This window comes from Reyranella sp., assembly GCF_004297265.1.
Classification (GTDB): Bacteria; Pseudomonadota; Alphaproteobacteria; order Reyranellales; family Reyranellaceae; genus Reyranella.
Genome location: NZ_SCUT01000021.1, coordinates 12,206 through 29,606, shown reverse-complemented (window position 1 = coordinate 29,606; position 17,401 = coordinate 12,206). Strand labels below are relative to the sequence as shown.

At 66.3% G+C, this 17,401-nt stretch carries 16 protein-coding genes; 7 read left to right on the top strand and 9 right to left on the bottom strand.

Features of this window, described 5'->3' with window-relative positions:
- Positions 1 to 798 (top strand): cytochrome c1, encoded by a 798-nt coding sequence (locus EPO41_RS07680; RefSeq protein ID WP_296322776.1) that lies wholly within the window; start codon positions 1 to 3, stop codon positions 796 to 798.
- Positions 799 to 823: 25 nt separating this feature from the next.
- On the opposite strand, the gene EPO41_RS07675 is transcribed toward EPO41_RS07680, so the two are convergent.
- Genes EPO41_RS07675 through EPO41_RS07665 form a run of 3 tightly spaced genes read right to left on the bottom strand, consistent with a single transcriptional unit; the run spans position 824 to position 3,642 of the window.
- Complete coding sequence (locus EPO41_RS07675) at positions 824 to 1,717, bottom strand: CoA ester lyase (RefSeq protein ID WP_296322774.1); 894 nt, start codon at positions 1,715 to 1,717, stop codon at positions 824 to 826.
- Positions 1,714 to 2,964, bottom strand: coding sequence for a CoA transferase (locus tag EPO41_RS07670; RefSeq protein ID WP_363246953.1), 1,251 nt, complete (start codon positions 2,962 to 2,964; stop codon positions 1,714 to 1,716). Before EPO41_RS07670 ends, EPO41_RS07675 begins: the two co-directional genes overlap by 4 nt.
- Before the next feature lie 6 nt (positions 2,965 to 2,970).
- A complete protein-coding gene (locus EPO41_RS07665) occupies positions 2,971 to 3,642 on the bottom strand; it encodes a dienelactone hydrolase family protein (RefSeq protein ID WP_296322772.1) in 672 nt (223 codons plus the stop codon).
- Between the two features lie 67 nt (positions 3,643 to 3,709).
- Here EPO41_RS07665 and EPO41_RS07660 point away from each other — a divergent pair, with 67 nt between their 5' ends.
- The 5 genes from EPO41_RS07660 (at position 3,710) to EPO41_RS07640 (ending at position 8,420) form a co-directional block, all read left to right on the top strand.
- A complete protein-coding gene (locus tag EPO41_RS07660; protein ID WP_296322770.1) occupies positions 3,710 to 4,333 on the top strand; it encodes an FMN-binding negative transcriptional regulator in 624 nt (207 codons plus the stop codon).
- Between the two features lie 140 nt (positions 4,334 to 4,473).
- Positions 4,474 to 5,400 carry a tripartite tricarboxylate transporter substrate binding protein gene (locus EPO41_RS07655; RefSeq protein ID WP_296323120.1) on the top strand — a complete coding sequence of 309 codons (927 nt, stop codon included), beginning with the start codon at positions 4,474 to 4,476 and terminating at the stop codon, positions 5,398 to 5,400.
- A gap of 38 nt (positions 5,401 to 5,438) precedes the next feature.
- Positions 5,439 to 6,419, top strand: coding sequence for a tripartite tricarboxylate transporter substrate binding protein (locus EPO41_RS07650; RefSeq protein ID WP_296322768.1), 981 nt, complete (start codon positions 5,439 to 5,441; stop codon positions 6,417 to 6,419).
- A gap of 2 nt (positions 6,420 to 6,421) precedes the next feature.
- Positions 6,422 to 6,907, top strand: coding sequence for a tripartite tricarboxylate transporter TctB family protein (locus EPO41_RS07645; protein ID WP_296322766.1), 486 nt, complete (start codon positions 6,422 to 6,424; stop codon positions 6,905 to 6,907).
- Positions 6,908 to 6,911: 4 nt separating this feature from the next.
- Positions 6,912 to 8,420 (top strand): tripartite tricarboxylate transporter permease, encoded by a 1,509-nt coding sequence (locus tag EPO41_RS07640; protein WP_296322763.1) that lies wholly within the window; start codon positions 6,912 to 6,914, stop codon positions 8,418 to 8,420.
- A gap of 125 nt (positions 8,421 to 8,545) precedes the next feature.
- Here the strand turns inward: EPO41_RS07640 and EPO41_RS07635 are convergent, their stop codons facing one another.
- A complete protein-coding gene (locus EPO41_RS07635) occupies positions 8,546 to 9,916 on the bottom strand; it encodes an esterase-like activity of phytase family protein (RefSeq protein ID WP_296322761.1) in 1,371 nt (456 codons plus the stop codon).
- A 156-nt stretch (positions 9,917 to 10,072) separates the two neighbouring features.
- Between EPO41_RS07635 and EPO41_RS07630 the strand changes: the two genes are divergently transcribed.
- On the top strand, positions 10,073 to 12,007 hold the full coding sequence (locus EPO41_RS07630) for a PhoX family phosphatase (RefSeq protein ID WP_296322757.1): 1,935 nt from the start codon (positions 10,073 to 10,075) through the stop codon (positions 12,005 to 12,007).
- A gap of 131 nt (positions 12,008 to 12,138) precedes the next feature.
- Here the strand turns inward: EPO41_RS07630 and ychF are convergent, their stop codons facing one another.
- The 5 genes from ychF to EPO41_RS07605 form a co-directional block, all read right to left on the bottom strand.
- Positions 12,139 to 13,236, bottom strand: a complete 1,098-nt coding sequence (ychF, locus tag EPO41_RS07625; RefSeq protein ID WP_296322756.1) for a redox-regulated ATPase YchF — start codon at positions 13,234 to 13,236, stop codon at positions 12,139 to 12,141.
- A 3-nt stretch (positions 13,237 to 13,239) separates the two neighbouring features.
- Complete coding sequence (gene pth, locus EPO41_RS07620; RefSeq protein WP_296322752.1) at positions 13,240 to 13,881, bottom strand: aminoacyl-tRNA hydrolase; 642 nt, start codon at positions 13,879 to 13,881, stop codon at positions 13,240 to 13,242.
- 27 nt (positions 13,882 to 13,908) lie between these two features.
- Positions 13,909 to 14,601 (bottom strand): 50S ribosomal protein L25/general stress protein Ctc, encoded by a 693-nt coding sequence (locus EPO41_RS07615; RefSeq protein ID WP_296322749.1) that lies wholly within the window; start codon positions 14,599 to 14,601, stop codon positions 13,909 to 13,911.
- A gap of 83 nt (positions 14,602 to 14,684) precedes the next feature.
- Positions 14,685 to 15,617, bottom strand: a complete 933-nt coding sequence (locus tag EPO41_RS07610) for a ribose-phosphate pyrophosphokinase (RefSeq protein WP_296322747.1) — start codon at positions 15,615 to 15,617, stop codon at positions 14,685 to 14,687.
- A gap of 176 nt (positions 15,618 to 15,793) precedes the next feature.
- Complete coding sequence (locus tag EPO41_RS07605) at positions 15,794 to 17,263, bottom strand: M81 family metallopeptidase (protein WP_296322744.1); 1,470 nt, start codon at positions 17,261 to 17,263, stop codon at positions 15,794 to 15,796.
- Between the last annotated feature and the right edge of the window lie 138 nt (positions 17,264 to 17,401).

Below are 17,401 nucleotides of genomic sequence, written 5' to 3'. Positions count from 1 at the left end.
ATGCGCAAGCCTTTCGCCCGCAATCTCCTGGTCTCCGGCGCCATCGCGCTGGCGGCCGTCGCCACCGGCACCGTCGCCATCGCGGCCGGCGGGACCGAGCATCCGCCGCACAAGCACTGGCACTTCCAGGGACCGTTCGGCACCTTCGATCGTGCCGCTGCCCAGCGTGGCTTCCAGGTCTACCAGGAAGTCTGCGCGGCCTGCCATTCGCTGTCGCTCATGTCCTATCGCAACCTGACCGAACTCGGCCTGACCGAGAACCAGGTGAAGGGCCTGATCAAGGACATCTCAGTTTCCGATCTCAACGACGATGGCGCACCGGTCGACCGGCCGGCCCGCCCGTCCGACCGCTTCAAGAAGCCGTTCCCGAACGAGGCCGCGGCGGCGGCCGCCAACAACGGCAAGGCGCCGCCCGACCTCAGCGTCATCGTCAAGGCGCGCGAGTACGGCCCCGACTACATCTACGGCATCCTCACCGGCTACGTTCCGTACGACAAGCTGACGCCGGAGCAGATCAAGGAGTTCGACGTCAAGAAGGACGACAACTTCAACAAATACTTCCCGGGCCACAAGATCGCCATGGCGCCGCCGCTCAGCGACGACAAGGTGACCTACGCCGACGGCACCAAGGCCACGCTGGACCAGGAAGCCTCCGACGTCGTCGAGTTCCTGGCCTGGGCGTCCGAGCCGCACATGGAAGACCGCAAGCGCACCGGCGTGCGGGTCATCCTGTTCCTCCTGGCGCTGGCCGGCCTGATGTATGCCGTGAAGCGCACGGTGTGGGCCGACAAGCACTGATCGCTGGGGGCGTGCCCCCAGCAAGTCATCTCTCGAGACGCCGTTCGATCGCTTCGTATCGCTGGATCAGACGGCGGGCGCGATCGATCACCGGGATGTCGATCATCTTGCCATCCACCGAGAACGAGCCGCGGCCCTCGGCCGCGGCTTTTTCGTCGGCCGCGATCAGCTTCCTCGCATAGGCGACGTCGTCCGCCGTCGGCGTGAAGGCTTCGTTGAGCGCCCCGACCAGGCCGGGGTGGATGCAGGTGCCGCCGGTGAAGCCGAAGCGCCGCGCCCGTTCGGCGCTCTTCCGGTAGGCGGCGGGGTCGGAATAGTCGGCGACGGTTCCCAGGATGCCGAACGCCGACACGCCATGCGCCTGCGCCGCGAAGGCCACCATGCGCTTGGGCAGTTCCAGCGTCTCGTCACCGGGCACCGAGCCGGTCTCCAGCGCGAAATCCTCGCCCCCCAGCATCATGGCGATGACGCGGGGCCCGCGCTCGGCGATGTCGTTCAGTTCGGTGAGCGCGCGCGGATGCTCGATCATGGCGGCGAAGCCGACGCCGCCCACCTTCATGCCGCGCTCGCGCTCCAGTTCGCTCACCACCTCGTCGAGCAGGCGCAGATGCTGCACCCCCTCGGTCTTGGTGACGAACAGGGCCGAGAGGCCCGGCCGCACCGCCGCCTCGATGTCGGGGATCGCCAGGCGCAGCGGCCGGTTGATGCGAACCGCTACGTCGGCGCCACCGCGCGCCACCTTCTTCATCGTGTCCGGCAGCATCGCGCGCGCTTCGGGCTTCTGCGCCGGCTGCACGCTGTCCTCCAGGTCGACAAGCACGCAGTCGGCGCCGCGTTCGTGCGCCTTGTCGATGAACTTCGGGACGTTGCCCGGAACGTAGAGGATCGAGCGCCAGACGGGCGGAACAGGTCGGTTCACTTCTTCTTCTTTCCCGGGTTCGTGCCGTCGGAAATCGCGCCCGATGCGCAGAGCTTGTCGTACTCCGCCGCGCCCAGCATCGGCTTCAGCACGGCTTCGTTGTGCTCGCCCACCCTGGGCGCCGCGCTCTTGAGCGCACCCGGTGTGCCGGACATGCGCGGCACGACCGGATGGGTCGGCAGCTCGCCCATGTCCGCATCGTCGATCTCGATCAGCGATTCGCGCTCCAGAACGTAGTCGTCCTGGACGATCTGCGAGATATCGTAGACCGGGCCGATGGTGACGCCAGCCTCGTCGAAATAGCGCAGGTTCTCGTCGAGGTCGCGGGCGCCGATGAACTCGCCGATGATGCGGTCGAGCTCGACCCCGTTGCGCACCCTCTCGATGTTGGTCGAGAAGCGCGGATCCTCCTTGAGTTCCGGCCGGCCGATCTTGTCCAGCACGCGCATCGCCATGCCCTGGGTCGAGGCCGAGAGGCAGACCCAGCTCCCGTCCTTCGTCTGGTAGACATTGCGCGGTGCGGCGTTGGTCGAACGGCTGCCGGTGCGGACCTTCACCTCGCCGGTCAGCCTGTGGTTGGCGGCCTGCGGGCCCAGCATGGAGAAGAGCGGATCGAACAGCGGCAGGTCGAGCACCTGGCCGTTGCCGCCGTTCATCTCGACCTCGCGCAGCGCCACCATCACCGCGCCGTAGCCGTTCAGGGCGGCCATGCAGTCGGCCAGGTACATGGGCGGCAGCACCGGCTCGCGGTCGGCGAAACCGTTCATCGAGGCGAAGCCGCTATAGCCCTCGATCAGCGTGCCGAAGCCCGGCTTGTGGCGATAGCGCCCATCCTGGCCCCAGCCCGAGATGCGCACGATCACCAGCTTCGGGTTGATCGCATGCAGCTCGGCGGGCGACAGGCCCATGTCCTCCATCACGCCCGGCCGGAAGCTCTCGACCAGGATGGCGGCGGTCTTCGCCAGCTCGCGCACGATGGTGCGGCCGGCATCGGACCGCAGGTCGAGCGCCACGCTCTTCTTGTTGCGGCTGTAGACCTTCCAGGCGGTCTCCACGCCCTTCACGCGCCACGAGCGCAAGGTGTCGCCTTCGGGCGGTTCGATCTTGATCACCTCGGCGCCGAAGTCCGCGAGCTGCAGGGTCAGCACGTTGCCGGCCACCAGCCGCGACAGGTCGACGACGCGGACCCCGTTCAGGGGACCGCGTGCGTCGGGCGTGAAGGCCTTCTTCGCAGGTTTCTTGGCCAAGATGCGTCAGCCGACGTGCTTGGCCATGAATTCGAGCGTGCGCTCCATCGCCTTCTTCGAGGCAGCGGCGTCCCAGCTGCCGCGCTCGTCGCAATGGAAGCCGTGATCGGCCGGATAGTCGAAGATCTCGACGTTGGGGTGCAGCTCGCGCAGCTCGTTCACGTGCGCCATCGGAATGTGCATGTCCTTGTCGCCGAAATGCAGCTGCGTCGGCACGGTGGGCTTCTCGTTCCGGGCGCCATGGATGCCGCCGCCGTAGTAGGCGGACACCGCATCCGGCTTGAGACGGGTCGCGGCCAGCCAGCTGATCGTGCCGCCCCAGCAGTAGCCGGTCACGCCGACCTTCTTCACGCCGCGCTTCTTCAGCTCGTCCATCGCCGCCTGGACGTCCTGCACGGCCTTGTCTGTGAAGCCCGGCGTCATGACGTAGCCACGGCCCTCGGCGATCGTGTCCGGCGTATAGCCGAGCTCGATACCGGGCTTGATGTGGTCGAAGAAGCAGGGCGCGAGGGCGAGGTAACCAACGGCTGCGAACTTGTCGGTCACGCCGCGGATGTGGTGGTTGACGCCGAAGATCTCCTGGATGACCACGATGCCGCCCTTCGGCGTGCCGGCCGGGGTGGCCAGGTAGGCGCCGATCTCGCCGGCGGCAGACTTAAGATGGATATCTTCGCCCATGAATATTCCTCCTCGTGTGGATGGTATTGGACCATGGTAAGCCCGCGCCGTTCAAGGAATCCGCACCATGTATCTTCCGAAGCATTTCGCAGGCGATGAAGCGGTCGGCCGCGAGGTCATGAAGGCCCATAGCTGGGCGCTGCTGATGACGACCGACGAGACCGGCGCGCCCTTCGCCACCCACCTGTCGCTGCTCTGGCAGGACGATGGCAGCGAACACGGCGCGCTGATCGGCCATATCGCGCGCGCCAACCCGCACTGGAAGCTGTTCGAGCGGCCGGCGGAGTCACTGGCCCTGTTCTGGGGACCGCACGCCTATGTCTCGCCGACCTGGTACACGCCGGGGCCCAAGGTTCCGACCTGGAACTATGTCACCGTCCATGCTTATGGCCGGCCGCAGGTCGTCGAGGACACGCAGGGTGCGCTCGACGTGCTCGCGAAGCTCGCCGCCGCTTATGAAGGGACGGATGCTTCGTCCTGGGGGCTGGATCGCCTGCCGCCGGGAAATGCCGAGGCCCAGACCCGAGGCATCGTCGCCTTGCGCATGCCGATCGCGCGCCTGCAGACCAAGATCAAGCTGAGCCAGAACCGCGACCTCGAGGACCGGCAGCGCGTGATCGAAAAGCTCGAAGAAAGTGACAACCAGGACGCGCGCATGACGGCCGACTGGATGAAGCGCGTCCTGCCATAACACAGGCTGTGCATTCGCTTTACATCGACTGAACCATCGTCCAATTTCCTCACCAATCAAAGGGAGGAAACAAGATGACGGTCCGTCGTCGTGGTCTCGTGAAGCGTGGTCTTGGAACCGTGATCGCTGCCGGCGTCGGCATGCCGCTGTATCTGCCGGCTGCCCGCGCCCAGGCCTATCCGAGCAAGCCGATCACCTTCATCGTCCCGTGGCCCGCCGGCGGATCGAGCGACATCACGCTCCGCGCCATGTGCGAGCGGGCGAGTAAGGTGCTGGGCCAGCCCTTCCAGATCGACAACAAGGGCGGCGCCTCCGGCACGCTGGGTCCGGCCACGATGGCCGCCACCGCGCGGCCCGACGGCTACACGCTGTCGCAGCTGCCGATTTCCGTGTTCCGGCTGCCGGTTATGCAGAAGACGGCGTTCGATCCGCTGAAGGATTTCACCTACGTCTCGCATCTCAGCGGCTACACGTTCGGCGTCACGACGGCGGCCGACCAGCCCTACAAGACCTTCAAGGACGTGATCGAGTATGCCAGGGCCAATCCCGGCAAGGTGACCTACGGCACGCCCGGCGCCGGCACCTCGCTGCATATCGGCATGGAGCGCATCGCCGCCCAGGCGGGGATCAAGTGGACCATGGTGCCGTTCAAGGGCGGCGCGGAAACCAACGCCGCCGTGCTCGGCAAGCACACGACGCTGCAGGCCGATTCGACGGGCTGGAAGCCGCTGGTCGATGCGGGCCAGCTCCGCCTGCTCTGCGTGTGGACCGAGAAGCGCACCAAGAACTGGCCCGACGTGCCGACCCTGAAGGATCTCGGCTTCGACATGGTGTTCGACTCGCCGTTCGGCATGGGCGGCCCGAAGGGCATGGACCCGGCCGTGGTGAAGAAGCTCGATGAGGCGTTCAAGGTCGCGCTCGAGGACAAGGACGTCATCGCGACCCTGGAGAAGTACGACATGTCGCCGCGCTACATGCCGGCCGCGGCCTACGACAAGTTCGCCCGCCAGCTCTACGCCGAGGAGAAGGCGGCGCTGGAGAAGCTCGGACTGGCCGCCAAGAGCTAGTCCACCCGAGCGGGGAAGAAAACAAAAGGGAGGAGTTCATGCGTCGTCGTTCGTTCGTCGCGGCGTCGGGGGCAGTCGCGTCCGCCGCTCTTGCGCCCGCAATCGGGTATGCCCAGGGGGCCAAGGATTTTCCCAACAAGCCGATCACGCTGATCATGCCGTGGCCGGCCGGCAGCGGCGTCGATGTGTGGCATCGCGCCCTGGGCGACGCCGCGGCCAAGATTCTCGGGCAGCCGGTGGTGATCGACAACCGCACCGGCGGTTCGGGAACCAGCGGCCCGGCGAGCATGGCGGCGACCGCCAAGCCCGACGGCTACACGATCGCGCAGATGCCGGTGACGATCTTCCGCCTGCCGCACATGCAGAAGACTCCGTACGACCCGATGAAGGATTTCACCTGGATCCTCCACACCTCGGCCTACACATTCGGCGTGGTCGTGCGGGCGGACTCGCAATTCAAGACCTTCCAGGACGTCATCGCCTTTGCGAAGGCCAATCCGGGCAAGTTCACCTATGCGACGCCGGGCGCCGGCAGCTCGCTGCACATCGGCATGGAGCAGATCGCCCACAAGGCCGGCGTGAAGTTCACCCATGTGCCCTTCAAGGGCGGGCCCGAAGGCTGGGCGGCGCTCGAAGGCGGCCACGTCATGGCCGACGCCGATGCAACCGGCTGGGCGCCGCTTGTCGATGCCGGCAAGTTCCGCCTGCTCTGCATCTGGACGCAGGAGCGCAGCCCGCGCTGGCCTGATGCCCCGACCCTGAAGGAGCTGGGCTTCGACCTCACGCTCGACTCGCCGTTCGGACTCGCCGGGCCGAAGGGCATGGACCCGGCGGTCGTGCAGAAGCTGCACGACGCCTTCAAGGCCGCGCTCGACGATCCCAAGGTGGTCGAACTGATGGCCAAGTACGACTATCCCAAGCGCTACTTGAACACGGCGGACTACGCCCGGTTCGCCAGGCAGCAATATGACGAGCAGCGCGAGGTCGTGGACCAGCTCGGGCTCGCCAAGAAGAACTGAGCATGCTGCGTCGCGCTGAATTCTGGGGAGGCCTTTTCTGGCTGGGTGTCGGCGTGTTCGTCACCTGGCAGGGCTGGCTGCTCGAACTGGGCACCCTGCATGAGCCGGGCTCGGGCTTCGTCTTCTTCTGGCTCGGTCTCTTCATGTCGGCTCTGTCGCTGTCGATCACCGTCGCCGGCGCCCGGGGCGAGGGGCCGCTGCTGGCGGATCTCTGGCGCGGGGCGCGGTGGCGCAACGTCGTGATGGTGATCGCCGCGCTGATCGTGTTCGGCGTCCTGTTCCAGAAGCTGGGCTTCGTGCTGTGCAGCCTGGCGCTGCTGCTCTTCCTGATGACCTTCGTCGATCCGGTGGCGCCCAGGCTCTCGATTCCGATCTCCCTGGCCGCATCGGTCGGGGTCTGGTACGTGCTGGAAAAGGTCCTGCTGGTGCAGCTTCCCAAGGGAAGCTGGCTCGAAGACGTTCCCTATCTCTCCTGGCTGGCGGGCTGACGCGATGGACGTGATTTCCGGTCTCGCACAGGGATTCGCGGTCGCGTTCGACCCGGTCAATCTCCTCTACTGCTTCATCGGCGTGTTCATCGGTACGCTGGTCGGCGTGCTGCCGGGCATCGGGCCGATCTCGGCCATGTCGCTGCTGCTGCCGGTCACGCTCTCCGGCTCGCCCGAGTCCGGTATCATCATGATGGCCGGCATCTACTACGGCTCGATGTATGGCGGCTCGACCACCGCGGTGCTGGTGAATATCCCGGGCGAGGCGGCCTCGGTCGTCACCTGCATCGACGGGCACGAGATGGCCAAGCGCGGCCGGGCCGGCCCGGCGCTCGGCATCTCCGCGCTGGGATCGTTCGTCGCCGGCACCTTCGCCATCGTCGCGCTGATGCTCGTGGCGCCGATGCTGGCCCAGGTCGCCGTGGCCTTCGGCCCGCCGGAATATTTCAGCCTGATGGTTCTCGGCCTCACCATCCTGTCGTTCCTCACGCAGGGCTCGATGGCCAAGGCGCTGCTGATGGCGGCGGTCGGCGTCGTGGTCGGCCTGATCGGCCTGGACCAGATCAACGCAATGCCGCGTCTCACCTTCGACCGGCTCGAACTGGTCGACGGAATCGGCCTGGTGCCGGTCGTGATGGGTCTGTTCGGCGTGGCCGAGATCCTGGCGAACATCGAGCAGCAGATTCGCCGAGACATCGTGCAATCGCGGATCGGCAGCCTGTGGCCGTCGCGCGAGGACCTGAAGGCGAGCGCCGGCCCGGTCGGGCGCGGCACGCTGCTCGGCTTCCTGCTGGGCGTGCTGCCGGGCGGCGGCGCGGTGATCGCCTCCTTCGCGTCCTACGCCATGGAGAAGAAGCTGTCGCGCACGCCCGAGCGTTTCGGGAAGGGCGCGATCGAGGGCGTCGCGGGACCCGAGGCCGCCAACAACGCGGCGGCCGGCGGCGCCTTCATTCCCCTGATGACGCTCGGCATTCCGCCCAACGTCATCATGGCGCTGCTGCTCGGCGCCTTTGTCATCCACGGGCTGCAGCCCGGGCCGCTGATGATGAGCCAGAACCCCAAGGTCTTCTGGGGCATCGTCGCCAGCATGTATGTCGGCAACATCATGCTGCTGGTGCTCAACATGCCGTTGATCGGCATGTGGGTGCAGGTGCTGAAGGCGCCCTACAGGATTCTGTTCCCGCTGATCCTGATGTTCTGCATTGTCGGCGTCTTCGCCTCGGGCAACGCCGTGTTCGACGTGTTCGTCATGATCGGCACCGGCCTGCTGGGCTATCTCATGCGCAAGTTCGGCTACGAGGCGGCGCCGCTGGTGCTGGCCTTCGTGCTCGGGCCGATGCTCGAGAACAACCTGCGCAAGTCGCTGATCCTGAGCCAGGGGTCGTTCGAGATCTTCGTCGTGCGGCCGATCTCGATCGCCTGCCTCGCGATCGCGGTCTTCCTGCTGATCGCGCCGCTCCTTCCCGCGCTCCGCAAGAAGCGCGAGAAGGTGGCGCTCGACGTGACCGAGTAGAGATCGAACTCTTCCCCTTTGCGGAGTCCGCAAAGGGGAAGTGCCCTCGTCCTACGAGGGCGATGGGGTCATGACCCCTCCGCCCCTTCGGGGCACCTCCCCATCCGAATGGGGAGGAAAGCGATCTACTTCGCCTTCAGGAGGTCGGTGACCTTCAGGAGGATCAGCTCGTTGTCGTCGGACTTGCCCAGCGCGCGGCCCGACGAGAAGGGCAGGTTGTTGTCGTTGCCGACGATGATGTGGTCGGCGTCGACCAGATCGACATTCTCGATGGTGAAGAACGGGAAGGTGAACTTGCCGTCCTTGGCGCCTGCGCGGGCGACCTTGTTCGGATCCTGGATGTCCATCAGGTCGATGTAGCCCACCTTCTTCACGAAGCCGTCGGCATCGGCCTGGCCGAGGTCGATCTTGTAGATGCGCTTGAACTTGGCCGGCGCGTTGAAGCAGTCGGCTTTCACGGCGCCGTCCTTGCAGGCCTGGGCCGCGTCGCCCTCGGTGTCGTCGCGCTCGATGATCAGGCCGGTGCCGGCGTCGATCAGGTTGAAGTCGCCGATGGCGTTGGCCGGCGCCTCGAGCGTGTACTTGAAGCTCCTGCCCGTGTACTCGCCCTTGGCCACGTCGAACTCGAGGATGCGCAGGAAGCGCTTGCCGTCCCGGGCTTCCATTTCGCCCGACTCGGTCACCAGCGGGCCTTCGAGCAGCGGATAGAGGAACTTGCCGTCGGGCGACGCCGCCATGCCCTCGAAGCCCTTGCTGCGCCGGACCTCGAACTTCACCGGACCGGGCGCGCCCGGCAGAGTGAGCGCCGGATGGTCGGGCGAGCGCACGACCTTGCCGTCGACCTTGGTCTCGAAGACCTGAAGGACCTTGCCGCTCTTGTCGGTCTTGATCAGGTAGGGGCCGAACTCCTCGCCGAAGTACAGGAAATCGCCGATCGGCTGGACCGATTCGAGATCGAAGTCGCCGCCGGTCAGGTAGCGCCTGGGCGTGTTCTCGTTGACGATGCGGAACGGCACCTTGCGATCCGGATCGCTGAGGAAGGTGGTCGAGACGCGCTCGACCGCGCCGCTCTTCCAGTCCGGCTTCACCACATGGAACATCAGCATCGAGTCGGGCGAGTTGGCCTTCGAGCCGAAGCCGTTGTCCGTCAGCGTCAGGAAGGTGCCGTCCTTCAGGTTCTTGATGCCGGACAGGCCCTGCACGGCCTGGCCCTTCAGCGGCAGGCTGAGGCCGGTGGGGCGCGGTGCGGCCTTGTCGGAGAGGGCGGAGAAAGCCGGCACGCTTTCGGGCGTGTCGACCCGCTGGCCGGCCGGACCGGCATAGCGGCCGGAGATCTGCAGCTCCTGCGGCGCATCGGCCGGAGCGGGAACGAGGGTCATCGCCGGCAGGATGGCGTGCCCTTCGAGGGTGGCCGGATACTTGGTCTGGGCCGACACGGGGAAGGCGGCCAGCAGGAGGGCGGTCGCGGAGGCCGCAAGCAGCAGATGTGTTTTCATGTCTGTCTCTTCATGAGGTGTGACATCCGCCTGCTACAGGCTGAGCGCTACGGTTTGCTGACGGTGCCTTGTGGACGGCGGTGACGGATGCGCAGAATTTGTAACGGAAACGCCATTGTTGCCCGCTACCCAGAGGCGGTGTTTCGAGGAGTTCACATGGCCGCCGCTCAGAGTGACGATTACACGGACCCCGACGATATCGGCGTGAACGCCAGCACCGAGCCGTCGATCGGCGATCTGATCGAACGCCGGCTCAGCCGGCGCGACGCATTGCGCGGACTGGCGGGCATCGGCGCCGCGGCGGCGCTCGGCAGCCCGTTCGCCGCGACCGATGCGGAGGCCCAGGCGGCCGGCCCGTCGACGCTCACCTTCAAGGAGCTGGCCCACACGCTCGACGACACGCAGCATGTCGCCGAGGGCTACGAGATGCAGGTGCTGATCCGCTGGGGCGATCCGATCATCGGCGCCGGCTCGGACTTCGATCCGAAATCGCTGACCGCCGCCGAGCAGGAGAAGCGGTTCGGCTACAACAACGACTATCTCGGTCTCTATCCGATGCCGGCCGGCAGCCGCAGCGGCGACCGCTTCCTCATGGTCGCCAATCACGAATACACCAACCCCAACCTGATGTTCGCCGGCCTGGGCAGCGGCCGCGGTGCGGCGCTCAAGGCCACGAAGGATCAGGTCGCGGTCGAGATGGCGTCGGTCGGCGGCGCGGTCATCGAAATCGCCCGCGACGGTGCCGGGTGGAAGGTCGTGCCCGACAGCAAGTTCGCGCGCCGCCTCACCGCCACGACCCCGATGGAGATCTCGGGCCCCGCCGCCGGGAACGACAGGCTCAAGACCTCGGCCGATCCCACCGGCACCAAGGTACTGGGCACCTTCGGCAACTGCGCCGGCGGCAGCACGCCCTGGGGCACGTGGCTGACCTGCGAGGAGAATTTCAATTTCTACTTCGACGGCGACGCGGCGCGGTTGGCCGACACCGAACTCGGCAAGCGCTATGGCGTGGCGCGCGCGACCAACGCCTGGGGCCAGCATGTCGACCGCTTCAACTTCGACAAGGAGCCGAACGAACCCAACCGCTTCGGCTGGGTGGTCGAGATCGATCCCTATGAGCCCAACTCGCCGCCGGTGAAGCGCACAGCTCTGGGCCGCTTCAAGCATGAGGGTTGCACCTATGCGCTGGCCAAGGATGGCCGGGTGGTGCTGTACAGCGGCGACGACGAACGGTTCGAGTATGTCTATCGCTTCGTCACCGCCCGGCCGTGGAACCCGAACGACCGGGCCGCGAACAAGAACCTGCTCGACGAGGGCACGCTTTCCGTCGCGCGCTTCAATGCCGACGGCAAGGTCGAATGGCTGCCGCTGGTGCAGGGGCAGGGGCCGCTGACGGCGGCGAACGGGTTCGCGACGCAGGGCGACGTGCTGGTGAAGACGCGGATGGCCGCCGATCTGCTGAAGCCCACGCCGATGGACCGGCCGGAAGACATCGAGACCAATCCGGTCAACGGCCGGGTCTATGTCGTGCTGACCAACAACGGCCTGCGCAAGCCCGACCAGGTCGACAAGGCCAATCCGAGGGCCACCAATGATCACGGCCACATAATCGAGATCGCGCCCAAGGACGGCGACCATGCCGCGAACGAGGGTGCGTGGTCGATCTTCCTGCTGGCCGGCAAGCCCGGCCAGGATGCCGGCGCACACTATCATCGCGCGACGTCGGACAATGGCTGGCTGAGCTGCCCCGACAATATCGCCTTCGACAGCAAGGGCCGTATCTGGATCGCGACAGACGGCGGCCCTTCGGCCGCGGGCATCGCCGACGGGATCTATGCCGCCGACACGGTGGGCTTCGGGCGTGCGCTGACGCGCTGCTTCTACCAGGCGCCGACCGGCGCCGAGGTGTGCGGGCCGATCTTCGCGCCGGACGACGGCACGCTGTTCCTCGCCATCCAGCATCCCGGCGAGGACCGCAACTCGACCTTCGAGAAGCCCTCGACGCGCTGGCCCGACTTCAAGGACGGCATGCCGCCACGGCCGTCGGTGATTGCGATCACGAAGAAGGGTGGCGGGACGATAGGTAGTTAGGTCTCATTGGAGCGCGCCACTGGAGTGGCGCGCTCCGATGAAGTTCTTATCTATCCTTCACGGGGCGAGCTCTCGCGCTTGGTTACAAGCGCTGCCGCTCGCCGGTTCAATGTCTGAGGCGCGCCAGCACCTCAGACATTGAACCTGAAATGGAAAACGTCGCCGTCCTTGACGGCGTATTCCTTGCCTTCGAGGCGCAGCTTGCCGGCATCGCGCGCGCCCGCCTCGCCGTTCAGCGTCACGTAATCGTCGTAGGCGATGGTCTCGGCGCGGATGAAGCCCTTCTCGAAATCGGTGTGGATGACGCCGGCGGCCTGCGGCGCCGTGGCCTCCCGGCGTACGGTCCAGGCGCGGGCTTCCTTCGGGCCGACGGTGAAGAAGGTCACGAGGTTGAGCAGGGCGTAGCCCGCGCGCACGACGCGAGCGAGGCCGGTCTCTTCCAGGCCGAGCGACGAGAGGTAGTCGGCCTGGTCCTCGACCGGAAGCTGGGCCACCTCGGCCTCGATGGCGGCCGAGATCACGACCGACGGCATGCCGCGCGACCTGGCGAAGGCCTCGGCCTTGGCGCTGTGTTCGTTGCCGGTCGCGGCCGAGCTTTCCTCGACGTTGAGCACGTACATCATCGGCTTGGCGGTGATGAGCTGCAGCCGGGCGAAGATCGCGCGTTCGTCGTCGCTGAGCTTGGCCTCGCGGGCCGGCTTGCCGTCGCGCAGCGCGTCCAGCGCCTTCTTCACGACCGGGACCTCGGCGGCAGACTCCTTGTCGCCGCCCTTGGCCTTCTTCTCGAGGTTGGGCAGGCGCTTTTCCAGGCTGTCCATGTCGGCCAGCATCAGCTCGGTCTCGACGACCTCGGCGTCGCTCACCGGATCGACCTTGCCGCTCACGTGCGTGACGTCGCCATCCTCGAAGCAGCGCAGCACATGGACGATCGCATCGACCTCCCGGATGTTGCCCAGGAACTGGTTGCCCAGCCCCTCGCCGCGGGACGCGCCCTTCACCAGGCCGGCGATGTCGACGAACTCGAGCTGGGTGTTGATGATCTTGGCAGAGCCCGCGATGGCCGCGAGTTTGTCGAGCCGCGGATCGGGCACGGCGACCCTGCCGACATTCGGCTCGATGGTGCAGAACGGATAGTTGGCCGCCTGCGCCGCCTGGGTGGCGGTCAGCGCGTTGAACAGGGTCGACTTGCCGACATTGGGCAGGCCGACGATTCCGCAGTTGAAACCCATGGTCTACTCTTTGCTGTCCTGGACGCCCTTGATGTCGAGGCGGGCCGGAAGATCGGGAGGCGGCGCGAGATGCGCCACCCGGCTCATGTATTTTTCGTCGGCCTTGGCGCCGCCTTCGACCAGCAGCGCCGCTTCGTCGGCCAGGGCGCCCAGTACCTTCGGAACCCAGCCGTCCTTCGGATCGCGCTCGTCGCGGTCGAAGTCGCGCAGCACCCAGTGCAGCACCAGGTCCTTGTGGCCGGGATGGCCGATGCCGATGCGGACGCGGCGATAGTCCTTGCCGACATGCGCGTCGATGTCGCGCAGGCCGTTATGCCCGCCGGCGCCGCCGCCCTTCTTCATGCGCACCCGTCCAGGCGCGATGTCGAGTTCGTCGTGGAAGACGACCAGCCGGTCGAGCGGAACCTTGAGGAAGCGCACGGCTTCGCCCACGGCCTTGCTCGATTCGTTCATGAACGTCATGGGTTTCAGGACGATGACGCGCTCGCCGCCGAGATGGCCTTCGGCCACTTCGCCGTTGAAACGCGCACGCCACGGGGAGAAGACACGGCGGCGGACGATCTCGTCCACCGCCATGAATCCCACATTGTGCCGGTGCCCCGCGTAGCGCGGCCCGGGATTGCCGAGCCCGACCAGCAGAAGCATCGACGGAGCGGAGCCTTCGTCCGCTCGTTACTTCTTCGCCGGAGCGGGAGCGGCCTTGCCGCCCGCCGCTGCAGCGCCCGCCGCCGGAGCGGCGCCCGCCGCCGGGGCAGCGCCCTCGGCCGCAGCGCCTTCCGTCGTGGCCGCTTCGCGCGCCACGGTCGGGGCGGCGATCGACGCCACGGTGGCGTTCTTGTCGCGGGTCACCACGCGCGCGCTCTCGGGAATGTTGAGAGCCGACATGTGGATCGAGTGGCCGATCTCGAGGCCGGTCAGGTCGACCTCGAAGATTTCCGGAATCGAATCGGCCCGGGTGCGCAGCGTGATCTCGTGCAGCACGACGTTGAGCACGCCGCCGCGCTTGATGCCGGGCGAGGCCAGCTCGTTGCGGAAGCGCACGGGCACCTGCACGGTGATGATCGAGTCGGGGCCGATGCGCAGGAAGTCGAGATGCAGAGGCTTGTCCGTCACCGGATCGACCTGCACGTCGCGCGGCAGGACATCGTAGTCCGTGCCATCGACGGCGATCTTCATGCGGTGATTGAAGTAGCCTTCCTTGTGAATCTCGCGCTCGATCGTCTTCGGCTCGACGGCGATCATCACGGGCGGCTGCTTGTCGCCGTAGATCACGGCGGGAATCAGTCCTTCGCGACGACTGGAACGGGCGCCCCCTTTGCCGGCCCGGTCTCTTATCTTCGCGACGACTTTGGTCGTCTCTGCCATTTCAATTCTCCTTGGGTTGCTCTGTCATCGCGGCGTGGCCTCCAGGGGTGCCCATCGCCGGATCTCCTGAAACTCCTGAATACCTACTCGAACAGGCTCGAAACCGAGGTCTCGTCGGTGATGCGCCGCATCGCCTCGGCCATCAGCGTGGCGATGCTGAGCGGCCGGATGTTCGGCGACACGCGCACCGCCTCGGTGGGCATGATCGAATCCGTGATCACCATCTTCTCGATCGGCGAGGCCGCGACGCGGGCGACCGCGCCGCCGGACAGCACGCCGTGCGTGATATAGGCCGAAACCGACGTGGCGCCCTGGTCCATCAGCGCGACCGCGGCATTGCAGAGCGTGCCGCCCGAATCGACGATGTCGTCGATCAGGATGCAGTCGCGGTTCTTCACGTCGCCGATCACGTTCATGACCTCGCTGACACCGGCGGCCTCGCGGCGTTTGTCGATGATGGCGAGGTCGGCATCGATGCGCTTGGCGATGGCGCGGGCACGGACCACGCCGCCCGTGTCAGGCGACACGACGGTGAGGCTGCGGTTGGAGAACGTCTCCTTGATATCCTTGGAGAAGACCGGGCCGGCATAGAGATTATCGAGCGGGATGTCGAAGAAGCCCTGGATCTGGCCGGCATGCAGGTCGAGCGTCAGAACGCGATGGGCGCCGGCATGGGTGATCAGGTTGGCGACCAGCTTGGCCGTGATCGGCGTGCGCGACCCGGTGCGGCGGTCCTGCCGTGCATAGCCGAAATAGGGGATCACCGCGGTGATGCGGCGGGCGGAGCTGCGGCGCAGGGCATCGATGGTGATCAGCAGTTCCATCAGATGGTCGTTGGCCGGGAAGCTCGTCGACTGGATGATGAAAACGTCCTCGCCGCGGACATTCTCCAGGATCTCGACGAAGATTTCGTTGTCGGAGAAACGGCGAATGTTGGCCTTGACCAGCGGCAAGGCCAGTTTGGCGGAAATGGCTTCGGCCAGCGGTTTGTTGCTGTTACCGGTGAGAATCTTCATGTATCGCTGCCCTCGCGCCGGGGCGGGATGTCGTTAAGTCGTTGATCTAAAACAACAAAACGGCCATCCCGGGCCGCGACGGGGCGGAACATACCAATGAGTCGGAGCGCTGTAAACGCCCTGAAATATGGGCCTTTCGCCGCTCCTGGCAGGAGCGGCTCGAAGCCCGCGCCGCCTCACGCGTGCGGGTTGGCGACGAAGGGCCACTGGGTCTTGTCGGCCTTGGTGTAGGGCAGCAGCGACCAGTCCGGCACGAGTGCGCCGGGGGCGGCGACATAGACCACCTCGCTGGCGATCGGCGCATAGGCGGCATGGAAGTGCTGCATCGACTTCACCACCACGACCTTCTTGGTCGAAGGATCGACGCCGAGCTTGGTGAAGCAGTCGAGGCTGTGGCACTGCGAGCGCGTGGAGTTGACGATCACCGTCACGCCCTCGATCTGCAGGGCGGCGGCATCGCCGATCGGGCTGGTGCCCTTGCGGGCGCCGCCGAACTGGATGAACACGTCCTTCTCGAGCTTCAGCACCCTGGCGCGGGCATCGACCGGCGCGCCCGATTGCGGCCCGAGCTTGCCGCCGAGGCGGATGTCGAGTTCGGCGCCTTCGCCCACCTCGAAGGCGAGCTTCACCGCGCCGGGATCCCAGAACATGGCAATCGCCGCGTCCTTCACCTTGCCGTCGAGCAGCGCCTTCAGGATGAAGGTTGAATCCGAGGCGGCGCCGCCGCCGGCATTGTCCGACACGTCGGCCAGCACCATGGGCTTGGGCAGGTTGTGGGAGCTGACCCGCGCCATGGCGGCCTCCAGGGTCACATAGGGCGGCTGCGTGGCTTCACGCATGGCGAAGAACTCCTGGCCCAGCTCCTTGGCGATCTTCTCGGCCTTTTCCTTGTCGCCGTCGGTGATGGCGATGATGCGGCTGCTCATCTCCTTGATGTCCGACCATGGGAAGCCGTGGGCGACGGAGAGGGAGAGCACACCGTCCTTGCCTTCCATGGCCATCAGCTTGTCGACGAAGCCGCGCATCGGCTGCCGTGTCGTGTGGAACACGCCGATCATGCGGCAGTCCCAGGTGGCCATCACCGGCTTCGTGCGGCCCTCGATGGCGCCTTCCATGACGTTGAACAGGTCGTCGGCGCGGTCCGACACGTCGACATGCGGGTATTCCTTGAACAGGACCAGCGCCGTGGCGTCGCGCATCGTGCCTTCGCCGATGTTGCAGTGGAGGTCGAACTCGACGCCCACCGGAACGTCCGGCCCCACGACCTTGCGCACATGGGCGAGCAGGTCGCTTTCGCAGTCGTCATAGCCCTCGGCCACCATGGCGCCGTGCATGGACAGGAACACGGCGTCGACCGGCATCGCAGCCTTGAGGTCCGCGATGATCTCGTCGCGGAACGCCTCGTAGACCTTCTTCACGGTCTTGCCCGCCGGCTGGGCGAAGGCGCAGAGGCTCTCGACCACCTGCCAGCCCTTGGCCTCGGAGCGCTTGCGCCAGACGTCGAGCGGCGCACCGAACATCGGGACCTTGTCGCCGTAGCTGCCCTTGCGGAACAGACAGGTCTCCTCGAACAGGCCGAGCCCGGTCGGGATCGAGGCAAAGGTATTGGTCTCGGTGCCGAGGCACGCGGTGAAGATCTTTTTCATTGGAACGAGTTACTCGCTGAACATTGGCTGGAAGGCGGGGCCGGAGTGTACCGGCGCGGCATCGGCAGGCAAAGCGAACAGGTTGTCGGAATTCGTATACGAGGCCATAGTGTCGGTCGTTCCGGAGACTCCGCACAT

Excerpts from the sequence above, each read along its gene's own strand:
- EPO41_RS07680 (WP_296322776.1), top strand. The coding sequence starts at position 1 with ATGCGCAAGCCTTTCGCCCGCAATCTCCTGGTCTCCGGCGCCATCGCG.
- EPO41_RS07665 (WP_296322772.1), bottom strand. The coding sequence starts at position 3,642 with ATGGGCGAAGATATCCATCTTAAGTCTGCCGCCGGCGAGATCGGCGCC.
- EPO41_RS07660 (WP_296322770.1), top strand. The coding sequence starts at position 3,710 with ATGTATCTTCCGAAGCATTTCGCAGGCGATGAAGCGGTCGGCCGCGAG.
- EPO41_RS07655 (WP_296323120.1), top strand. The coding sequence starts at position 4,474 with ATGCCGCTGTATCTGCCGGCTGCCCGCGCCCAGGCCTATCCGAGCAAG.
- EPO41_RS07650 (WP_296322768.1), top strand. The coding sequence starts at position 5,439 with ATGCGTCGTCGTTCGTTCGTCGCGGCGTCGGGGGCAGTCGCGTCCGCC.
- EPO41_RS07645 (WP_296322766.1), top strand. The coding sequence starts at position 6,422 with ATGCTGCGTCGCGCTGAATTCTGGGGAGGCCTTTTCTGGCTGGGTGTC.
- EPO41_RS07640 (WP_296322763.1), top strand. The coding sequence starts at position 6,912 with ATGGACGTGATTTCCGGTCTCGCACAGGGATTCGCGGTCGCGTTCGAC.
- EPO41_RS07635 (WP_296322761.1), bottom strand. The coding sequence starts at position 9,916 with ATGAAAACACATCTGCTGCTTGCGGCCTCCGCGACCGCCCTCCTGCTG.
- EPO41_RS07630 (WP_296322757.1), top strand. The coding sequence starts at position 10,073 with ATGGCCGCCGCTCAGAGTGACGATTACACGGACCCCGACGATATCGGC.
- ychF (WP_296322756.1), bottom strand. The coding sequence starts at position 13,236 with ATGGGTTTCAACTGCGGAATCGTCGGCCTGCCCAATGTCGGCAAGTCG.
- pth (WP_296322752.1), bottom strand. The coding sequence starts at position 13,881 with ATGCTTCTGCTGGTCGGGCTCGGCAATCCCGGGCCGCGCTACGCGGGG.
- EPO41_RS07615 (WP_296322749.1), bottom strand. The coding sequence starts at position 14,601 with ATGGCAGAGACGACCAAAGTCGTCGCGAAGATAAGAGACCGGGCCGGC.
- EPO41_RS07610 (WP_296322747.1), bottom strand. The coding sequence starts at position 15,617 with ATGAAGATTCTCACCGGTAACAGCAACAAACCGCTGGCCGAAGCCATT.
- EPO41_RS07605 (WP_296322744.1), bottom strand. The coding sequence starts at position 17,263 with ATGAAAAAGATCTTCACCGCGTGCCTCGGCACCGAGACCAATACCTTT.